Origin of the sequence: Serratia sp. PF-27 (assembly GCF_030053255.1) — a bacterium.
GTDB classification, from domain to species: Bacteria; Pseudomonadota; Gammaproteobacteria; order Enterobacterales; family Enterobacteriaceae; genus Serratia; species Serratia bockelmannii.
Genome location: NZ_JASGBT010000020.1, coordinates 178,229 through 196,248, shown reverse-complemented (window position 1 = coordinate 196,248; position 18,020 = coordinate 178,229). Strand labels below are relative to the sequence as shown.

Genomic DNA, 18,020 nt, shown 5'->3' with positions numbered 1-18,020 from the left:
AGTTATCCTGCCGGCGCCGACAAAAATCCGCATTTTACCTTTCAATTTTCATCACTTACGTTATTCTCAATACAGTTTTCATAATAAAAATCTTAGGTTGTTGGTTTATTTAAATTCGAATAATTACTTTACTGAATAAATAAATTTAATCCGGTTAAGAGCAATAACCAGAAGGAGCGGCGCTGCCCGTTCCTTCCGCGATGGCACGTCTGCGTGTGGGCGCGGCATGTGGCCAGGAAAAATAAGAAAAGCGCCATCATCTGCCACAAGGACTACACCTTATGCTGTTACGATTCAGTCAGTTAACTACCCACAAAGGCGCCGAGCTGAGCGCGATAGAACACGCCGTTCCGATGATCGTATTTTCGCTCGACGGCACGGTCTTGCGCGCCAACGATCTTTTCCTCAGCACGCTGGGATTTCAACGTGATGACGTGATAGGTCAGCATCACCGTATTTTCTGCGATCCGAACTATGTCGCCAGCCCGTTATATCGCAAACATTGGGAGACGCTGAATAAAGGCCAACCCATCACGGACACCATAAAGCGCATCGCGAAAAACGGCGAGGCGGTGTGGCTGCAGGGCACCTATGCGCCGGTGCTGAATAAACAGGGTAAGGTGGTGGAAATCGTCAAGATCGCCAGCGAAGTGACCGAGCGAGTGACGCAGGCGCAGGAGCACCGCAGCCTGCTGGCGGCGTTGAATCGCTCGATGGCGATGATCGCTTTCACGCCGCAGGGCACCATTGTCAGCGCCAACGACAATATGTTGGCGCTGATGGGCTATCGGCTGGAAGAGGCGTGTGGGCAGTCGCATGCGGTGCTGTGCCCGCCGGAGTTCGCCGCTTCCGACGATTATCGGCGGCATTGGCAGCGCCTGGCGCGCGGCGAGTTCATCACCGGGCGTTTTGAGCGCGTCAACCGGCGCGGTGAACGGGTATGGCTGGAGGCCAGCTATAACCCGATCCTCGACAACGACGGCCAGGTGGTGAAAGTGGTGAAGATCGCCCAGGACATCACCCGGCTGATGCAACAGCAGCAGCACGAAGAAGAGATGGTGCGTAACGCGCATCATCTGTCGCTTGACACCGATCGGCAGGCGGCGCAGGGTGCGGTCATCGTACAGCAGGCGGTGAAGGGCATGCAGCAGGTCGAAGCGGCGGCGCGCGAAACGTCGGACGTGGTCACCGAGCTCGGTAAGTGCTCTCAGCAGATCGGCACCATCGTCGAAGCCATTCGTAAAATCGCCTCCCAAACCAACCTGCTGGCGATTAACGCCTCCATCGAAGCCGCCCACGCCGGTGAGCACGGGCGCGGTTTTGCCGTGGTGGCCAACGAAGTGCGCACGCTGGCGGAGCAGTCGCGCAAGGCGGCGACCGAGATCGAACGCATGACCAAGTCTATCCAGCAGGGCGTAGCGGCGGCGATCGCCGGCATGGCGACCTGTGTGGAACAGGCTGGCGGCGGCGTGGCATTGACCCATGACGCCGGGGAAGTGATCAACCAGGTCAACATCGGCATGCACGACGTCGTGAAGCTGATGCAAGCATTTACGTCAGTGAAGCAGGGCGACGCGCTGCACTGAGTGTGCCGGGCGCCGCCCCTAAAAGAGGGGCGGCGTTTGCCTCTTCCTACCGATTCCTGCGCCGTTGAGCTGCGGTTCAATTTTATCGGTCTATGCTAGACTTGAAAATGAACGAACGTTCGTTCATTTGTTGATGTCAATTTGTGGCGCCAGGCGCCCCTTCACCGTTTCGGGAGCTGACGATGGGAAATCGAGAAAAGATTGTCGAGGCCGCGCTGCACAGCTTTACCCATAAGGGATTTCACCAGACCAGCATGCGAGATATCGCGCAGGCAGCGGGCGTCAGCGTCGGCAACCTCTATAACCATTTTTCCGGCAAGGAGGCGTTGATCGGCGAAATTGCGCTGCTGGAAAACGGCATATTCGCCGAGTTCGCCGCCGGATTGCGGGCCGACAGAACGCGGCCGAAACAGGCGCTGTCGGCCTTTTTCACCGCCTATCACGCCTTTGTCGCCGAGCCGGCCAATGTGCAACTGTCGGCGGAGATCGTGGCGGAGGTGGCACGCAACCCGGCGTTGGCCGAGCCGTTCAGCGCCAACCAGCGGCAACTGATTGAGGCGCTGGCGACGACGATCGCCGACGCTCAGCAAACCGGTGAGATCGCGGCGGCGATAGCGCCGTTACCGCTCGCGCAGCTGGTGCTGGACGTGATCGAAAGCCAGGCCTGGCGGCAGGCGATCTTTGCGTCGCCTGCGCCGGAGGAGACCGCGCCGGTGCGGCTGTTGGAGCAGTTGCTCTACCGCCAACCCTAGACGAGGTTGATATGTTGCATATTGATCCTTATCACGACGCTGATCGCCTGCAAACGGCGGCGCTGATCTACGCCGCGTTCAGCGACAAGTTTCAGCGCGCGCGCCGTCTCAGCGCCCGCCTTCAGTGGCGTCTGTTCTATCGGCTGTGGAGTTGGCAGCAAAGCGGCAGCCGGGAGCGCAGCTTCGTGGTGAAGCAAGATGAACAGGTGGTGGCGGCCTTTGCGCTCAATGCGGCCGCTGGCGAGAACAACGTCGGGCTGCGTCCGCGCACCTTGCCGATTTGGCGGCTGTGCCGCCGCTATGGCTGGCTGAACGTTTGGCGCATGTATCTGCAAATTGCGGTGCTGCAGCACACTCCGGCGGCCGGTGAGCTGTATCTCTCTTACCTGGCGGTGGCCGAGAACCAGCGCGGTAAAGGGGTGGGCAGGCGGCTGCTGCAGTGGATGAACGACTACGCCGCCGAACAAGGCACAGGCCGGCGTCTGAGCCTGCACGTCAGCCGGCGCAACGTGGATGCGCAGCGTCTGTACCGGCGCTGCGGCTTTCAGGTGCGGCGCGAAGAGCATTACGCCTCGCTGGGCTTACTGTTCGGCCAGGCCGATTGGATATTGATGGAGAAACGCAACGGGGAGGCGACGTGCGCAAAATAGGGCTGTGCCTCGTGGCGCTGGTTTTGGCGGCGTTTGGCTGGGTGATTTACGTCAACGACTTTCGCTTTGTCACCGAACCGGTCGTGGTGACCGCCGGCGGCAACCGGTTGACCGGCACGCTGGTGTTGCCGCAGCATGCGCCGATCAAGCCCGGTATCGTGGTGTTCGTGCACGGCGATGGGCCGGCTAACGCCAGCCGCGACGAAGGCTATTACGGCATTTGGGAGGCGATGGCGCAGCAGGGCTATGCGGTTTTATCCTTCGATAAGCCGGGCGTTGGCGGCTCCGGCGGCAACTGGCTGCATCAGACCATGGCGGATCGCGCACGGGAAACCGCCGATATCATCGACTGGGCCCGGCGGGACGGGCGCTTCGATGCGCGCTGCGTGGGGCTCTGGGGCACCAGCCAGGCGGGGTGGGTGATGCCGGAGGTGGCGCGTTTGCGCCCCGACATCGCCTTCACGCTGGCGCTGGCGCCGGCGATCAACTGGCTGCAGCAAGGGCGTTATAACACCTGGGCAGCGATGGTGGCGGCAGGGGACAATGAAGCGTCGATCGCCGCGCGCGAGGCGCACTGGCGCCACATTCAAACGCTGCTCGAACAACCGGACGGCTACGCGCAGTACCGCCGTGAGTATGGCGCCACCGCCGCATTGAGCGCCGACCGCTGGCGCTTTATTCGCGCCAACATGGCCAGCGATGCGACGGCGGGATTACGAAATTTCAACACGCCGGTACACCTGATACTGGGCGGGCGTGACGTCAACGTGGACGCGGACGAAACCGAGCGCGTTTATCGGCAAACGGTCCCGGCCTCGCTGTTGACGGTGACGCGCATCGACGAAGCCGACCACGTGATGATCAAACCGCTGTTCGCGCGCCATCCGTGGCTGATCAACGTGGTGGGCCTGTTTGCGCCGCGCTCGGTGCAATACGATGCCTACCGGCAGGACGTGGCGGCCTTCCTGGCCGCTCAGCCCTGCGGGCGCGGGCGCTAACCTCAGATCGCCGCGGGCGGCGCCTGTTCTTCGTGCGGCTGCGGCGCGCGGGAGATCTGCATCGCCTGTTGCGGCATGCCGATACCGGCCCGATCGAAATGGATTTTCACCAGCCGGTCGAGGGCGTATTGCACCACCCACTGTTTCAGCGCCTGCGTGCGCACCGTCACGCGGGTGGTGAACGAGCGGTCTCCCAGCGCCACCACGCCGTTGAAGACCGGCTCGCCAATCAGGAAATGCTTCACCTGTTCATCCTGCTTCAGCGCCGCGATGGCCTGATGCAGCACCTCATTGACCCGATCGATGTCCTCGTCGCGGCTGACGGTGTAGTTGGCGCGATACACCCCGAACTCACGCGCATAGTTGGCCAGCGTGGTGATCGAAGAGTACGGCACGATGTGATAGACGCCGTAGTCGTCGCGCAGGCCGATCGAGCGGATGGTCATGCGCTCCACGGTGCCGGTGATGCCGCTGACGGTGACATATTCGCCGGTGTTCATGCCGTTTTCAAACTGGATGAACACGCCGGTGATCACGTCTTTCACCAGCGTCTGGGCACCGAAGCTGATGGCCAGCCCCAGCGCGCCGGCGCCCGCCAGCAGCGGCGCGATGTTCAGCCCGACCTGCGACAGCACGATCATCACGGTAATGGTGCTGATCACGATAGCCAGCACGTTGCGAAACAGCGTCAGCAGCGTGCGTTCACGCGCGCTCGGCCGCACGCCGTTGCTCAGTTCCAGCGCCAGGCGGTGTTCGATGATGCTGGCCATCAGCGTCCAGCTGAAGACGGCAATCAGCAGGATCAGCAGGATATGCACCAGCCCGCCGAGCGTCCGCTGGCCATTTTCGCTGCCCGCCCACTGGTACAGGTTGATCAGGTGCCAGGCGTCGAGCAGAAACAGCGTCACCGTCAGCACCACCATCACCCGCAGTATCTTCAACCCGTTGGGGATGTAGGAGTTGATGCGCCGCTCGAGCATCGGATAGCGCAGATTGACGTCGGTCGGCAGCGAAATGCGGCGGAAAATCCAGCGGGTCAGCATGCCGGACAGCAGGGCGCCGACGCCGACCACCAGCAGGCTTTTCACCGTGGCGCTCATCATAAAGCGCAGGCTGTTGCCGATGTCGAACTGGGACAGCACGAACAACACCAGAAAATAGGCGATCGCCAGCAGGTGCCAGATATGCCCCAGGCCGCGCAGGATCACGCTGAAAAACGCCATCGACCGTTCGGCCAGCAGGTTGATCTGTTGCTGTATCGGTTTGCGGTTGTGCAGGATCAGCCAAATGGCGTACAGCGTCAGCGCCAGCATCACCACCAGGTTGACGGCGGCGGCGGCCGGGTAGCTTATTTGTACCGCCACCACCGGCACCACCACCATCAGACCGTAGCCGATCAGCCCGCTGAGCCAGGCGAGGCGCGTGTTCCAGTAGCGTGCGCTCCGGTCGCTGAAGGGGAAGGGACGCAGGTAGTCGAAGTTAGGGGCGAAAATCAGCCGCAGCACCGCCTTGAAAAATTCAATCACCGCGAAGGCGCTGAGAAACAGGGTCTGCAGCCGCAGAATGGTGGCGCTGTCGGCGTGGACGTGGCGGGCGAACAGATTGCCCGCCGCCAGCGCCAGCAGCAGCACCAGCAGATCGACGGCGAAAGCGCCGAGAATGGCGGCGGGGCGCTTATACCACGGGCCGCGTTGCAGCCGCGCATTGTGCCCCCAACTGCCCATGCGTTTGTACAGCGGCGCGATCAACCGCCGGATCAGGTGGAACAGCGCAAAGGTGACCGCCACCGTCAGCAGAAAGTAGCCCAGCGCGCGGAAAAAGCCGGCGGGATTGAAAACGCGCTTCGGGCCGGAGTCGATCAGCTTTTGCAGCGCGCCGAGCTTCTGGTTAAAGGTGCCGATGCCTTCCTGCGCCAGCGAGTTCAGGCTGTCGCTCAGCGTGGCTGGCGTCGATTCCTCCGACGTTGCCGGCGCTGCGGCGGGGGCGTCGCCGGCGGTCTGTTTCAGGTGATTGATGAGTTCCGCGCGCGCTTTGTCGTCTTGCAGCAGATCGGCCAGCGCGGCGTAGGCGGCCTTCTGCTGCTCGCTCTTGTCGGCGGGCGCAGGCGGCGCGTTTTGCGCCAGCGCCGGTGGTGCGAAGACGCTCAAGGTCAGCAACAGCAGCAGGAAAAGCAGGTGTTCTCGCAGATGAGAACCTCGTCGGGAGTATGCGTTTGGCGGCATTGTTCCTCTCTTTGGCGTTCTGTGATCGGCGGATGTCAGAGCAATACGATGAAAACAATGAATATAGTAGGAAAGGAAACGCGATGGGGCGTGGGAACGCGTGCGGAATGAAAGCGGCGGGCGCGTGGCGCGCCCGCCGTTAAACCGCCAGGATCAGGAAACGTGCTGCAGGAACTCCTGCAGACGCGGGCTTGGCGGATGGTTGATCAGGTCGTGCGGGTTGCCGTCTTCGGCAATCCGGCCCTTATCGATAAAGATCAGGCGCGACGCCACTTTTTCGGCAAAGCCGACTTCGTGGGTGACGATGACCATCGTCATGCCTTCCTCGGCCAGATCCTGCATCACCTTCAGCACTTCGTGGCGCAGCTCCGGATCGAGCGCAGAGGTCGGCTCGTCGAACAGCATCATTTTCGGCTTCACCGCCAGCGCGCGCGCAATGGCCACGCGCTGCTGCTGGCCGCCCGACAGTTCGGACGGGTAGTGGTGGGCGCGCTCCGCCAAACCGACCTTAGCCAGCAGCTCGCGCGCCAGCTTTTCCGCATCGGACTTCTTCGCGCCGCGCACGCGGATCGGGCCAAAGGCGACGTTTTCCAGCGCCGTCAGGTGCGGGAATAGGTAGAACTGCTGGAATACCATGCCGGCTTCCTGGCGGATCAACCGATCGTCCACTTTCGGATCGTTGGCTTTTAGGCCATCGACGATCAGATCGCCGCTGGTCACCTCTTCCAGCTTGTTGATGCAGCGCAGCAGGGTGGATTTGCCAGAGCCGGATGGCCCGATGATCACCACCACTTCGCCTTTGTCGATCTTCAAATCGATGTTGTGCAGCACCTGGGTTTGGCCAAAATGCTTGGAGACGTTTTTAAATTCAATCACAGGATTTTCATCCTTCTTTCCAGACGACGCAGCACGAAGCTCAGCACCAGGGTAATAATCAGGTAGATAACCGCCACGGCGCTCCAGATTTCCAGCGCGCGGAAGTTACCGGCAATAATTTCCTGACCCTGACGGGTCAGCTCCGCCACGCCGATCACGATGAACAGCGAGGTGTCTTTGATGCTGATGATCCACTGGTTGCCCAGCGGCGGCAGCATGCGACGCAGCGCCAGCGGCATAATGACGTAGCGGATGGTTTCGCGGCGCGACAGGCCGAGCGCCAGGCCGGCTTCGCGGAAACCGTTATGAATCGACAGCACCGCGCCGCGGGTGATTTCCGCGATGTAAGCGCCGGAGTTGATCATGATGGTCACCACTGCCGCGGTGAACGGATCGATACGCAAGTCGCTAAATGCCATCGGCAGGGCGAAGTAGATGAACATCACCTGTACCACGATCGGCGTGCCGCGGATCACTTCGATAAACACCAACGCGATGTGGTTGGCGATCCATCCGCCGTAGGTGCGGGCAAAGCCGGCGACGAGGCCGATGATCAGGCCGCCAATCAGACCGAGGACCGAAATCCACAGGGTCATTTTGGCGCCCTCTAACAAGATAGGAATGGCGGGCCAGATGGCGCTCCAGTCGAACTGCATGATATTTCTCCCGGTGATCCCAAACGTGGGTATCAGATACAACGAAGCGCAGGGGGTTAAGCGACCCCCTGTGCTTAAGTTAATAGCTTGCCAAATTCACAGCTTACTTAGGTTCGGTACCGAACCACTTCTTGTAGATTTCGTTATAGGTGCCGTTCTCGCGCAGGGTTTTCAGCGCGCCGTTCACCTTCTCGCGCAGCTCGTCGCTGCCTTTAGGGAAGGCGATGCCATACTGCTGCGCTTCCAGCGAATCGCCGACGGTTTTGAACTTGCCGGCGCCGGCCGTCTTGATGAAGTATAGGATGTTTGGCGTGTCGTGCAGCACCGCATCGGCGCGCTTGGTGCCCAGCTCCATGTAGGCGTTGTCGATGTTAGGGAACTGACGCAGATCCTTGGTTTTGATGTGCTGCTTGGCGTAATCCACCGAACCGGTGCCGCTCTTCACCGCCACCACTTTACCATTTAGATCGTCGATGCTTTTCACGCTGTTGTTGTCGGCGTTGACCATTACCAGCAGGCCGCTCTTGTAGTAGCCATCGGAGAAGTCGATAGCTTTCTTGCGCTCATCGGTGATGGTGATGCCGGCCAGCGCCAGATCGACGTTTTTGGTCTGCAGCGCCGGAATGATGCCGCCGAAGTCCATCGGTTTCAGGGTGTAGTCCAGCTTCAGCTCTTTGGCGACAGCCGCCCACAGATCGATGTCGAAGCCGACGTATTTGTCGCCTTGTTTGAACTCAAAAGGAACGAAAGCGGTGTCGGTGGCAACCACCAGTTTGTCTGCTGCGTGGGAACTTACGGCAAAGGCCAGAGAGAGTGCGGCCAGGGAGACTTTAAAAATCGACTTCATGAGAGGAATTCCTGTACAGGTTGCGGATTACCCATTTTTTATATTGCAGTTGGTGCCATGAAAAAATCGTGCCATGTTTTCAACTACTATAAAAACAAAGAGTTACTTCGTGATGTTGTGCCGAAAAGGCGAATTGTTATGGTTGTGCACCACAATGAGGCACCGAAATGGTGCGTAAGAATTATCTTGGTGCACGGGGCTATCATTAACCAAATTTTGGCTGTGAAACAACCGTTCTTTAACGTTTTTGCTTCAATATTGATAACTAACTCTAACTTTCATGATGCACCGACGGTGCAAGCGGGGGCCGCGAGAGGAGAAAAAGGGGAGCAGATAATGCTAACGCAACTGGCTGTCTTTGCTGCCGCGCCGGTTGTACAGGCTATTGGCCGCGTGTTTTTTGTCTTGTTCTGCCTGGCAGGCGAGACAAAAACGCACGCCTGTTAACGCCTTGCGGCGCGCCTCGGGGATCGGTTCTCCGCATTCCTGGCAATAGCGTTCGCTCTCGCCATGCCCGAGCGCATCACGCGCACGCTGCACCGCATCGTCGACGGTGGAGTCAATCTGATCTTGTACGGCGCCGTCTGCCGCCCAGCCGCTGGCCATCATCACCTCCTAACAAGGGAACTCTACCGTTTAATATGGGCCGTTTTTTGCACAATTCAACGACCGCGCAAAAGAAAACAGGCCGGGCGAAGCCCAGCCTGTTCTGCCCGGCACGACGGGCGGTCTGCAACGCGTTGCGGCGTTATTCGATATTGGATTCGATGAACCACAGGAACTTGTCCAGATCGCGCGATGCGGCGGTGAACATGTCGGCGGTGTCTTCATCTTCCACTTCGGTAATGGCCTTACGGATGTCATTCGCCACCGCGCCGTAGCGATCGGCCAGCGCTTTCAGGTGTTCTTGCACGCTGTGGATATTGGTCGGATAGCTTTTCAGCGGCGTCTGATCGTTAACGACCTGTACGGTGCCCAGCGCCACGCCGCCCAGTTGCACTACGCGCTCGGCGAAGGTGTCCTGATGCTCGATGATGGCGGTACGGAAGCCGTCCAGCATTTCATGAACCGCGATGAAGTTCGCGCCGCGCATGTTCCAGTGCGCCTGTTTGGTGATCAACGAAAGATCGATAAATTGCACGACCTGATGGTTCAGCGCCTTGATGGCGGCCAGTTTGACTTTTTCGTCCAGATCGTTACGGGTATACAGCAGATCAGAAGATTTCGTTTTCACCAGTTTAGCGGTACTCATATCAGATATCCTCTTGATTAGTCGTTGTCCTATTTCGTTACGGGATCAATTATAGCAGGGGTATTTATTTTTGCCGTACGAAAATGGCTATTGCACAAATAGGCTTGGTCTAATGTCAATATTTTAATTTGGTTTGTGTTTCTATGTAATGCAATGAATTTAATTGCTATTTTTATTTTTTTGTTATTGTTTTGGTTAGTGACGATTTATCCCTGTTATCTTATTTTCTGCGGATAGGCTGATTCGACTAAATATCCATATTGTTATCGTGCTGTTAATTGTAAGCCTATTCAGATTGATAGCCGTAATTGATGCGGTTAAAGTAAGGGAATTATCCCAGTTTTTATTGGCGAGTGATGAAAATTAACGTCGTCGGCACCAGCGGCAGCGGTAAAAGCACCCTGGCGCGTCAATTGGCGGAACGGCTTGACGTTCCCTATATCGAGATGGACAGCCTGTATTGGCGGCCCGAGTGGCAGGGTACGCCCGATGACGCGTTCCTGGCGCGGTTAGAGCAGACGCTGGCCGAAGCGGGAGGAGGCTGGGTGCTGGACGGCAACTACAGCCGCACACAACCGATTAAGTGGCGCGAAGTCGATTATATCCTGTGGTTGGACTACGGCTTCTGCCGCACGCTGTGGCAGGCCGTGCGCCGGGCGTGCCGACGCGCGGCCAGCAAACGTGAGCTGTGGCCGGGCACCGGCAATCGTGAAAGTTTCCGCCGTTCTTTCTTCAGCCGTGAGTCGATCGTGCTGTGGACGATCCGCACTTACTCGAAGAACCGGCGAAAATACCTGGCGGAGATGGCCCGTACCGATGTAGGGCGCCATTTCAAGCGCTTGCGCTCTCCCCGCCAGGCCGCCGATTTTCTACGGGCGCTGCCGCAGGGTCACAGCAGTAGGCGGTGATGGATCCTCACCACCGCTTTCTTAATGTGCTGCGGGCGCTGCCATAGGCAGCCGGTCTTGTGCGGTTCCATCTGGAAAAAGATCGCGAACATACCGTGCGTCATGTGCAGCGTTTGCGGGTGACGTTTAATGTCCAGCAGCAGCAGATCGCTATTTTCCGCGTGGGGGTGTTCACGATGCCCGTTGCCCGCCAGGCCGTATTCGATTCGTTCTTCACCGCTGATCAGCAGATGCAGCGCGATGTATTCCTGATGCATTTCGGCGCGCTTTTCCGCCGCCGGCGCGGTGGTCAGCGTCATCACGTCCATAAAGATGTTGTCGCCGTCGATCGGGTGATGCCCCAGCGCCAGTTCGGGCAGGTCGCATCGGCGCAACTCGGTCAGGGTTGAAACCAGCGCCGGCGCGAGTCCGCGGCCGAAGCGTGGGTTGAACAGGCTGTTGTGAATCACTGTTATTCTCCATGTGAGCGAAAGTCCAAAGAGCCTGCGATACAGGCTAAGGGGAAGTATGCCGACTTGTCACGAGGAAAACAGTTAACCCGCCTGCATTCCGACGTTGCGGTCTGCAGGCGGGTCGGGCGATCAGGAAAGGCTTTCGAGGCGAGGTTTGGGGCGAATGGTGAGGGCGGAGCCCATGGAGGCGGCGATGATCGCCGCCAGCGCCAGCCATTGCACGCCGCTCAGGTGTTCGCCGAGGAACAGCATGCCGGATAACGCCGCCATCGCCGGTTCCAGGCTCATCAAGGTGCCGAAGGTGCGCGCCGGAATTTTGGGCAGCGCGATGATCTCCAGCGAATAAGGCAGCGCGGTGGAGAGGATGGCTACCGCCAGGGCTATCGGCAGAATCTCAACGTTGAACAGCACGCTGCCGGTTTGCCAGGCGCCGATCGGGCAGAACACCAACGCGGCGATCAGCGAGCCGAGCGCCACCGTGCCGGGGCCGTGATCGCCGCCGGCCTTCTGGCCGAAGATGATATAGACCGCCCAGCAGGCGCCGGCGCCGAGCGCGCAGGCGGCACCGAAGGGGTCTATCCCGCCCACGCCGTGGCCGAGCGGCAGCAGGAACCATAATCCGGCGATCGCCAATGCCACCCAGAGGAAGTCGATCGGCCGCCGCGAGGAGAACATGGCCACCGCGAGCGGGCCAGTAAACTCCAGCGCCACGGCGATGCCGAGCGGCACGGTGCGCAGCGACAGGTAGAACAGGTAATTCATCGCGCCGAGCGACAGGCCGTAAATCAGTAGCGGCAAGCGGCTACCAGCGGCGATGCGCATACGCCATGGGCGGAAGATAATGAACAGAATCAGGGTGCCGATGAAAAGACGCAGCGTCGTAATGCCTTCCGCACCCACGATCGGGAACAGGCTTTTGGCCAACGAGGCACCGCTCTGGATAGACACCATGGCGATGATTAACAGACAGATAGGCAGCAGCGCGGAGGGCGCTCTGCCGGAAGTAGATAACGACATCCTTAACGGGCCTTTTATGCGCCGTTCCTCAGCCTTGAGAAAACGGTCGAAACGGGGATGCGAGCAGTGTAAATGAAATGGCGAAAATCTGTCTGAGAAAAGCGCGCATCGCGGTGAAATCCACCGATCCTCGGATGAGATGGGGTGGATTTGGTCAAAAAGTGCGCTTTTTCTTAAGAATTATCTGGATATTAAATTGGTGATTTTTGTCACAGAAAGCCGTAGAATATGGCCGAAAATAGAGCGAAAAGAAGCAGATACACTGTTCTTGAAATCTTCTGTTACACGATATAAAGCATTAGACACTCATTTCAAGGCAGAGTTTCACGCTAATTTTTGTTATATTTTCAAAGCATGAACAAATGGATGTACTTAATAATAAAACGCGTTTGAGGTGGTTATGAAAAAAATTGCATGTCTTTCCGCAGTAGCAGCTTGCGTATTAGCAGTTAGCGCAGGTACCGCATTCGCTGGTCAGAGCACCGTATCCGCTGGCTATGCGCAGGGTGATTTCCAAGGCGTTGCTAACAAGGCCGACGGTTTCAACCTGAAATACCGTTACGAGTTCGACAACAACCCACTGGGCGTAATCGGTTCCTTTACCCACCTGGAAAAGGACGGTTCTCAGGACGGTTTCTACAACAAAGCTCAGTACAACTCTATCTCTGCCGGTCCAGCATACCGCATCAATGACTGGGCGAGCATCTACGGTCTGGTTGGTCTGGGTTACGGTAAATTCACTACCAACGCTCAGAACGGTACTTCTCGTCACGATACCGCTGACTACGGCTTCACCTACGGTGCCGGTCTGCAGTTCAACCCAATCGAGAACGTTGCCCTGGATGTCGGTTACGAGCAGAACCGCATTCGTAGCGTTGACGTTGGCACCTGGAACGTTGGCGTAGGCTACCGCTTCTAAGTGTGTTCGTGCCTGAGGGCATGAACCTGCGGCAGCTTTTGTCGCACCGATAAAAAATCCGCCTCCGGGCGGATTTTTTTTATCTGTTATCGGCTGCCGCGCCCCGTCGGCTGTGTCGAAAAGCGCGCGCTGCGGGCATCGCGTTCATAGCCTTGCGGTTCGGTCAACAACCCGTACAGCTCGGGGCGGCGTCCGTAAATCCAGCGGCGGCCGGTGCTGAGCGGGATCAGCGTCAGATCGAGATCGGCGCTGACCAGCCGGTCTTCCGCCGCCCAGGTCTCCGCTACGATGCGGCCGTAAGGATCGAGGATCATCGCGTTGCCGGTGCGTATTTCATCGTCATCTCGGCCCACGCCGTTGCTGAACAGCAAGAACAGCCCGTTGTCGTGAGCGCGCGACGGCAGCCAGCGCATTAGCCAGCCGCGGCCGTGTTCGCCGCGAAAGGCGGCTTCTATCGCCTGCGGATCTTCCACCCGCCGCTGCCACAGCGCCTGCGGGATTGGCTTCATGCCGTGCGGGCTGCGCGAATGGGTGCCGCCGGTCTGGTGCGGGGCCATCAGCACGTCCGCGCCCAGCAGCGCCGTTGCGCGCACATTCTCCACCAGATTGTTGTCCCAGCAGATCAATACGCCCACGCGTACGCCCCAGGGGGTATCGAACACCGTATAGCGGTCGCCGCTGGCGATAGCCGGGTGCTCGAAGGCGTGCAGTTTGCGGTGCACATGCAGTTCGCCGTCCGGCAGACAAACGGCATAGGCGTTGTAACACCGGCCATCATCGCCCAGCTCGATCAGCCCGACGCCAATCGCCATGTTGTAACGCTCAGCCAGCGGGCGAATGCGCGCCAGCGAGGGGCTGCTCACGATCGGCTCCGCCAGCGCCCGCACTTCGGCGTCGGACAGATGGCGCACGTGCCAATAGCCGGTGACGCACATTTCCGGGAAGGCCAGCAGCTGTACCTGCTGCTCGGCCGCCTGAGCGATAAAGCGCTCCATGGTCGACAGGTTGTAATTTTTATCGTTGGCGCGATGCTGGAATTGCACCGTGGCGGCGCGTAATGAGATGGTCATGGTGTCTCTCCGGTTAGGGTCTGCGTTGATTACAGCAGGCGAATTGATTACTGTATAATCAATTAAATTCCCTATTCGATAACTTAATGGAATGGATATAAAACAACTGCGCGCCCTGGTGGCGCTGGCCGAACAGGGCAACTATCGTCAGGCGGCGAGCCGGCTATGCATCAGCCAACCGGCGCTGAGCAAGCAAATTCAGGCGCTGGAAACCCAGCTCGGCGTTCGATTGTTCGAGCGTGGCCGACAGGGGGCGGTGCTCACCGCCGGCGGGCAGCGGCTCTACCCGGGGGCGCAGGTGCTGGTGGCGCAGTACCAGCAGTTTCAGCAGCGCGCTCGGCGGGTGGCGCTCGGGGAAGCGGGGCGGCTGTCGCTGGGATTTGGCCTTTCCAGCTTTCATCTGGCGCCGCAGCTGGTGGCCGCCTTTCGCCAACGGTTTCCCGAGGTGGCGATCGGCCTGGAAGACTTGCCGTCCGAACGGCAGTATCAGCTGTTGCTGCAGGGAGAGTTGCAGGCGGGGTTCGTGCGCTTGCCGGTCAATACGCCGCTGTGCGGCGTCGCGTTGTTGAGCGATCGGTTGGTGCTGGCTGCGCCGGGTGCGCTGGCGCTACGTGCCGACGACCTGATGGCGCGTTTCAATCTGCTGCCGCTGTTGCAGTTGACGCCGAAACGCGGGCGCGGGCTGAGCGATCAGTCGCTGCGGTTTATCGCCGCTCACCGGTTGACGCCGAACGTGGTGCAGCAGGCCGGTGATATCCAAACGTTGTTGGCGCTGGTCGCCGCCGGCGTCGGTGTCGCGCTGCTGCCGCACAGCATCACGCATATCGCGCCGGCCGGCATCGACATTTTACCGCTGAGCGGCGAGGAGACGGAGTGGCAGGTCGGTATCGCCTGGGATCCGCAGCGCACCGACGCGCTGCGGGACAACTTCATTCAGACGGCGTTGGCGGTACAACGCGCTTAGGCATTCAAAGCGGGCAATGCATCACCACGATCGGGCTCTGGTGATACTCGCTGCGGTGGCTTTCGCTGAAGCCGACCTTTTTCGCCAACGCCAGCGAAGCCTGGTTTTCAGGCGAGATGATGCAGACGGTTTTTTCCCCCGGCAGGTGCGTTTTCCCCCAGGCCAGCGCCGCCCGCAGCGCCTCGGTGGCATAGCCTTTGCCGTGCGCCGAACTCACCAGCGTCCAGCCCATCTCCGGCGCATCGAGCGCTGGGGTGATGTCGCGCAGGAAGTCGGAGAAGCCGATGCTGCCGAGATACTCGCCGCTCTGTTTGTCACGCACCGCCCAATACCCGTACCCCAACAGCGCCCAGTGGCCGACGTAGCGCATCAGGCGCCCCCAGGAGTCTTCTCGGTCGCGCGGGGTGCCGCCGATATAGCGTACCACCAGCGGATCGGCCCACAGAGCGGCCAGCGAGTCGAAGTCGTCCAGCGTGTGTGCGTCCAGCCGCAGGCGTTCGGTGACAAGCGTTGGCGCGGTGTTGATTACGGTCATGTTGCTGCTCCTGCACAGGGTGAAAGGCGATGAAAAACAACGGCGTTCAGTATGCCAGAGAAATCACACCGCCAGCCACAATAGCCAGGTGAACAGAAAGCCGCTCAGACCGAGCAGGGTGGTCAGCACCGTCCAGGTCTTCAGGCCATCGGCCACCGACAGCCCCAAATAGCGCGTGACGATCCAAAAACCGGAGTCGTTGACGTGGGAAAGCCCCAGCCCGCCAAAACAGGTCGCCAACGTCACCAGCACCAGCTGCAGCTGATTCAGCCCGCTGACCGCTTCCGACAACAGGCCACCGGTGGTCAGGATCGCCACGGTGGCGGAACCCTGTGAAGCGCGCAGCGCCAGCGAAATGATAAAGGCGGCGGGTACCAGCGGCAGGCCGATGGCCGTCAGTACTTCGGCCAGCGCCTTGCCGACGCCGGATTCCACCAGCACCTTGCCGAACACGCCGCCCGCGCCAGTCACCAGGATCACCACCGCGGCGGTCGGCAGCGCGGCGCCCATCACGTCGCTGGCGTGTTGCAGGCTCCAGCCGCGGCGCAGCGCCAGGAAATAGAAGGCCAGCAGCAGGGCTATCATCAGCGCCACCGCCGGCGAGCCCAGCAGAGACAGCGCATCGCGCAGCGCCGAACCTGCCGGCAACAGCGTGGCGGAGACGGTGCCGAGCATTATGATGGCGATCGGGATGACGATCAGCGCCGCCACCAGGCCGGCGCCAGGCGGGTTGATGCGATCGCTGAGGGGCGCTTGCCCTTCCGGACGCGGCTCCGGCGCCGCCAGCTGCAGCTGTTCCAGCACCTCTATCGATAATGGATAGGTTTTGCGGTTGAGGTAGTTGGCGGCGAAATAGCCGATCACGCCGACCGGGATACAGATCGCGAGGCCGATGATGGTCAGCCAACCGATGTCGGCGTTGAGCAAGCCGGCGGCAGCGACCGGGCCGGGGTGTGGCGGTAGCGCGACGTGTACCGTCAACATCACGCCGGCCATCGGCAGGCCGAACTTCAGCGGTGACACTTTGGCGACCTTGGCGAAGCCGTAAATAATCGGCGCCAGAATGATAAAGCCGACGTCGAAGAACACCGGAATGCCGAGGATAAATGCAGCGAGGGTCAGCGCGGCGACGGTATGTTTCGGCCCCAGCCCCTGGCTGAAGCGCTGCGCCAGCGACTCGGCGCCGCCTGAGTGTTCGATCATGCGCCCGAGCATCGCCCCCAGACCGATGATGATGGTCACCGAGCCGAGCACGCCGCCCATCCCGGCGGTCATTACTTTCATCACTTCACCGGTCGGAATGCCGCTGGCCAACGCCACCAGCAGACTGACCACCAACAGCGCGACAAAGGGCTGCACCTTCGCCTTAATCACCATCAATAACAGCAGCACCACGCCGAGTACGGCAATCAGCAACAGCAGAGAGGTAGACATGAAAAAGCCTTTCGTTGGGTAAGCGTTGGCACCGCGATCGCCGCGAGGCGATACGGGTGCGTTTCATTGTTATAAAATCGATTTCCTGGTGTCGGCGTGCGGCTTTAGCGGTAAGGCTTCAGCCAGCCGAGCCCGGCGGCGGTGTCGCCGCGCGGGCGGTATTCGCAACCGATCCAGCCCTGATAGCCGAGCGCATCCAGCTTGTCGAACAGCCACGGGTAATTCAGTTCGCCCTCGTCAGGCTCATGGCGATCCGGCACCGAGGCTATCTGGATATGCGCGTAGCGCCCGGCCAGCGTCTCCAGCAGCCCGCTGATATTGCCGTCCACCAACTGCGCGTGGAAAAAGTCGAACTGAATGAACACGTTCGGTCTTTCGATCGCCGCCACCGCTTCCGCCGCCTGATGTTGACTGGCGAACAGGTAGTCGGGCTTGACCGGCGGGCTGAGCGCTTCGATCAGCACCTTGACGCCGTGCGGGGCGAAGGCGTCGGCGGCATAGCGCGCATTGGCGATAAAGGTGTCGAGATCACGCTGTCGATCAGCGCCCGCGGGCACTACGCCGGCCATCAGGTGCACGCAGGGGCAGGAAAGGGCGATGGCGTAGGCCAGCGCGCGATCGATATCGGCGCGCGCATCCCGCTCGCGGCCCGGCAGCGCCGCCAGCCCCCACTCACCGGTGGCGGCATCACCGGGCGCGGTGTTGAACAGCACTTGTTGCAGGCCGTGTTCGCGCAGCTTCTCGGCCAACAGCTCCGCGGGATGCTCGTAAGGGAACAGGAATTCCACCGCGTTGAAGCCCTGTGCGGCAGCGGCGGCGAAGCGATCGAGGAATGGCACCTCAGTAAACATCATCGACAAATTGGCGGCAAATTTAGGCATG

19 protein-coding genes are annotated in these 18,020 nt (G+C 60.0%); 7 read left to right on the top strand and 12 right to left on the bottom strand.

Annotated elements, in window-relative coordinates; translation table 11 throughout:
- The first annotated feature begins 281 nt into the window (after nt 1–281).
- From QMZ29_RS13900 to QMZ29_RS13885, 4 genes are all read left to right on the top strand, one after another.
- Nucleotides 282–1,586 (top strand): methyl-accepting chemotaxis protein, encoded by a 1,305-nt coding sequence (locus tag QMZ29_RS13900; RefSeq protein WP_261423970.1) that lies wholly within the window; start codon nt 282–284, stop codon nt 1,584–1,586.
- Between the two features lie 182 nt (nt 1,587–1,768).
- Nucleotides 1,769–2,338 carry a TetR/AcrR family transcriptional regulator gene (locus QMZ29_RS13895; protein WP_060432707.1) on the top strand — a complete coding sequence of 190 codons (570 nt, stop codon included), beginning with the start codon at nt 1,769–1,771 and terminating at the stop codon, nt 2,336–2,338.
- 11 nt (nt 2,339–2,349) lie between these two features.
- On the top strand, nt 2,350–2,988 hold the full coding sequence (locus QMZ29_RS13890) for a GNAT family N-acetyltransferase (protein WP_148123253.1): 639 nt from the start codon (nt 2,350–2,352) through the stop codon (nt 2,986–2,988).
- On the top strand, nt 2,976–3,986 hold the full coding sequence (locus tag QMZ29_RS13885) for an alpha/beta hydrolase family protein (protein WP_261423966.1): 1,011 nt from the start codon (nt 2,976–2,978) through the stop codon (nt 3,984–3,986). The genes QMZ29_RS13890 and QMZ29_RS13885 overlap by 13 nt, the downstream gene beginning before the upstream one ends.
- A gap of 2 nt (nt 3,987–3,988) precedes the next feature.
- On the opposite strand, the gene ybiO is transcribed toward QMZ29_RS13885, so the two are convergent.
- The 6 genes from ybiO to dps all read right to left on the bottom strand — a co-directional run bounded on the left by ybiO (nt 3,989) and on the right by dps (nt 9,839).
- Nucleotides 3,989–6,208, bottom strand: coding sequence for a mechanosensitive channel protein (gene ybiO, locus QMZ29_RS13880; protein ID WP_261423964.1), 2,220 nt, complete (start codon nt 6,206–6,208; stop codon nt 3,989–3,991).
- A 153-nt stretch (nt 6,209–6,361) separates the two neighbouring features.
- Nucleotides 6,362–7,084, bottom strand: coding sequence for a glutamine ABC transporter ATP-binding protein GlnQ (glnQ, locus tag QMZ29_RS13875; RefSeq protein WP_004939230.1), 723 nt, complete (start codon nt 7,082–7,084; stop codon nt 6,362–6,364).
- Nucleotides 7,081–7,740, bottom strand: coding sequence for a glutamine ABC transporter permease GlnP (glnP, locus tag QMZ29_RS13870; RefSeq protein WP_019454487.1), 660 nt, complete (start codon nt 7,738–7,740; stop codon nt 7,081–7,083). Before glnP ends, glnQ begins: the two co-directional genes overlap by 4 nt.
- 103 nt (nt 7,741–7,843) lie before the next feature.
- Nucleotides 7,844–8,587, bottom strand: coding sequence for a glutamine ABC transporter substrate-binding protein GlnH (gene glnH / locus QMZ29_RS13865; RefSeq protein WP_004939223.1), 744 nt, complete (start codon nt 8,585–8,587; stop codon nt 7,844–7,846).
- 339 nt (nt 8,588–8,926) lie between these two features.
- On the bottom strand, nt 8,927–9,193 hold the full coding sequence (locus QMZ29_RS13860; RefSeq protein WP_049208895.1) for a DksA/TraR family C4-type zinc finger protein: 267 nt from the start codon (nt 9,191–9,193) through the stop codon (nt 8,927–8,929).
- 142 nt (nt 9,194–9,335) lie between these two features.
- Nucleotides 9,336–9,839 carry a DNA starvation/stationary phase protection protein Dps gene (gene dps, locus QMZ29_RS13855; RefSeq protein ID WP_025302086.1) on the bottom strand — a complete coding sequence of 168 codons (504 nt, stop codon included), beginning with the start codon at nt 9,837–9,839 and terminating at the stop codon, nt 9,336–9,338.
- A 356-nt stretch (nt 9,840–10,195) separates the two neighbouring features.
- Between dps and QMZ29_RS13850 the strand changes: the two genes are divergently transcribed.
- Nucleotides 10,196–10,747, top strand: coding sequence for an AAA family ATPase (locus QMZ29_RS13850; protein ID WP_025302087.1), 552 nt, complete (start codon nt 10,196–10,198; stop codon nt 10,745–10,747).
- On the opposite strand, the gene nanQ is transcribed toward QMZ29_RS13850, so the two are convergent.
- Nucleotides 10,729–11,196 carry an N-acetylneuraminate anomerase gene (nanQ, locus tag QMZ29_RS13845; protein ID WP_060432710.1) on the bottom strand — a complete coding sequence of 156 codons (468 nt, stop codon included), beginning with the start codon at nt 11,194–11,196 and terminating at the stop codon, nt 10,729–10,731. The genes QMZ29_RS13850 and nanQ overlap by 19 nt on opposite strands.
- A 132-nt stretch (nt 11,197–11,328) precedes the next feature.
- Nucleotides 11,329–12,216 (bottom strand): threonine/homoserine exporter RhtA, encoded by an 888-nt coding sequence (gene rhtA, locus QMZ29_RS13840; RefSeq protein ID WP_025302089.1) that lies wholly within the window; start codon nt 12,214–12,216, stop codon nt 11,329–11,331.
- Between the two features lie 400 nt (nt 12,217–12,616).
- Here rhtA and ompX point away from each other — a divergent pair, with 400 nt between their 5' ends.
- Nucleotides 12,617–13,135 (top strand): outer membrane protein OmpX, encoded by a 519-nt coding sequence (gene ompX, locus QMZ29_RS13835; RefSeq protein ID WP_019454480.1) that lies wholly within the window; start codon nt 12,617–12,619, stop codon nt 13,133–13,135.
- 86 nt (nt 13,136–13,221) lie between these two features.
- Here the strand turns inward: ompX and QMZ29_RS13830 are convergent, their stop codons facing one another.
- A complete protein-coding gene (locus tag QMZ29_RS13830; RefSeq protein ID WP_060432711.1) occupies nt 13,222–14,205 on the bottom strand; it encodes a nitrilase family protein in 984 nt (327 codons plus the stop codon).
- Between the two features lie 91 nt (nt 14,206–14,296).
- Here QMZ29_RS13830 and QMZ29_RS13825 point away from each other — a divergent pair, with 91 nt between their 5' ends.
- Nucleotides 14,297–15,169 (top strand): LysR family transcriptional regulator, encoded by an 873-nt coding sequence (locus tag QMZ29_RS13825; protein ID WP_261423953.1) that lies wholly within the window; start codon nt 14,297–14,299, stop codon nt 15,167–15,169.
- A 4-nt stretch (nt 15,170–15,173) separates the two neighbouring features.
- Here QMZ29_RS13825 and QMZ29_RS13820 read toward each other — a convergent pair whose 3' ends face one another.
- The 3 genes from QMZ29_RS13820 to otnI form a co-directional block, all read right to left on the bottom strand.
- Nucleotides 15,174–15,704, bottom strand: a complete 531-nt coding sequence (locus QMZ29_RS13820) for a GNAT family N-acetyltransferase (protein ID WP_025302092.1) — start codon at nt 15,702–15,704, stop codon at nt 15,174–15,176.
- A gap of 63 nt (nt 15,705–15,767) precedes the next feature.
- Nucleotides 15,768–17,138, bottom strand: coding sequence for a GntP family transporter (locus QMZ29_RS13815; RefSeq protein WP_048795956.1), 1,371 nt, complete (start codon nt 17,136–17,138; stop codon nt 15,768–15,770).
- A gap of 104 nt (nt 17,139–17,242) precedes the next feature.
- Nucleotides 17,243–18,019 (bottom strand): 2-oxo-tetronate isomerase, encoded by a 777-nt coding sequence (gene otnI, locus QMZ29_RS13810; RefSeq protein WP_261423945.1) that lies wholly within the window; start codon nt 18,017–18,019, stop codon nt 17,243–17,245.
- Nucleotide 18,020: the final 1 nt, after the last annotated feature.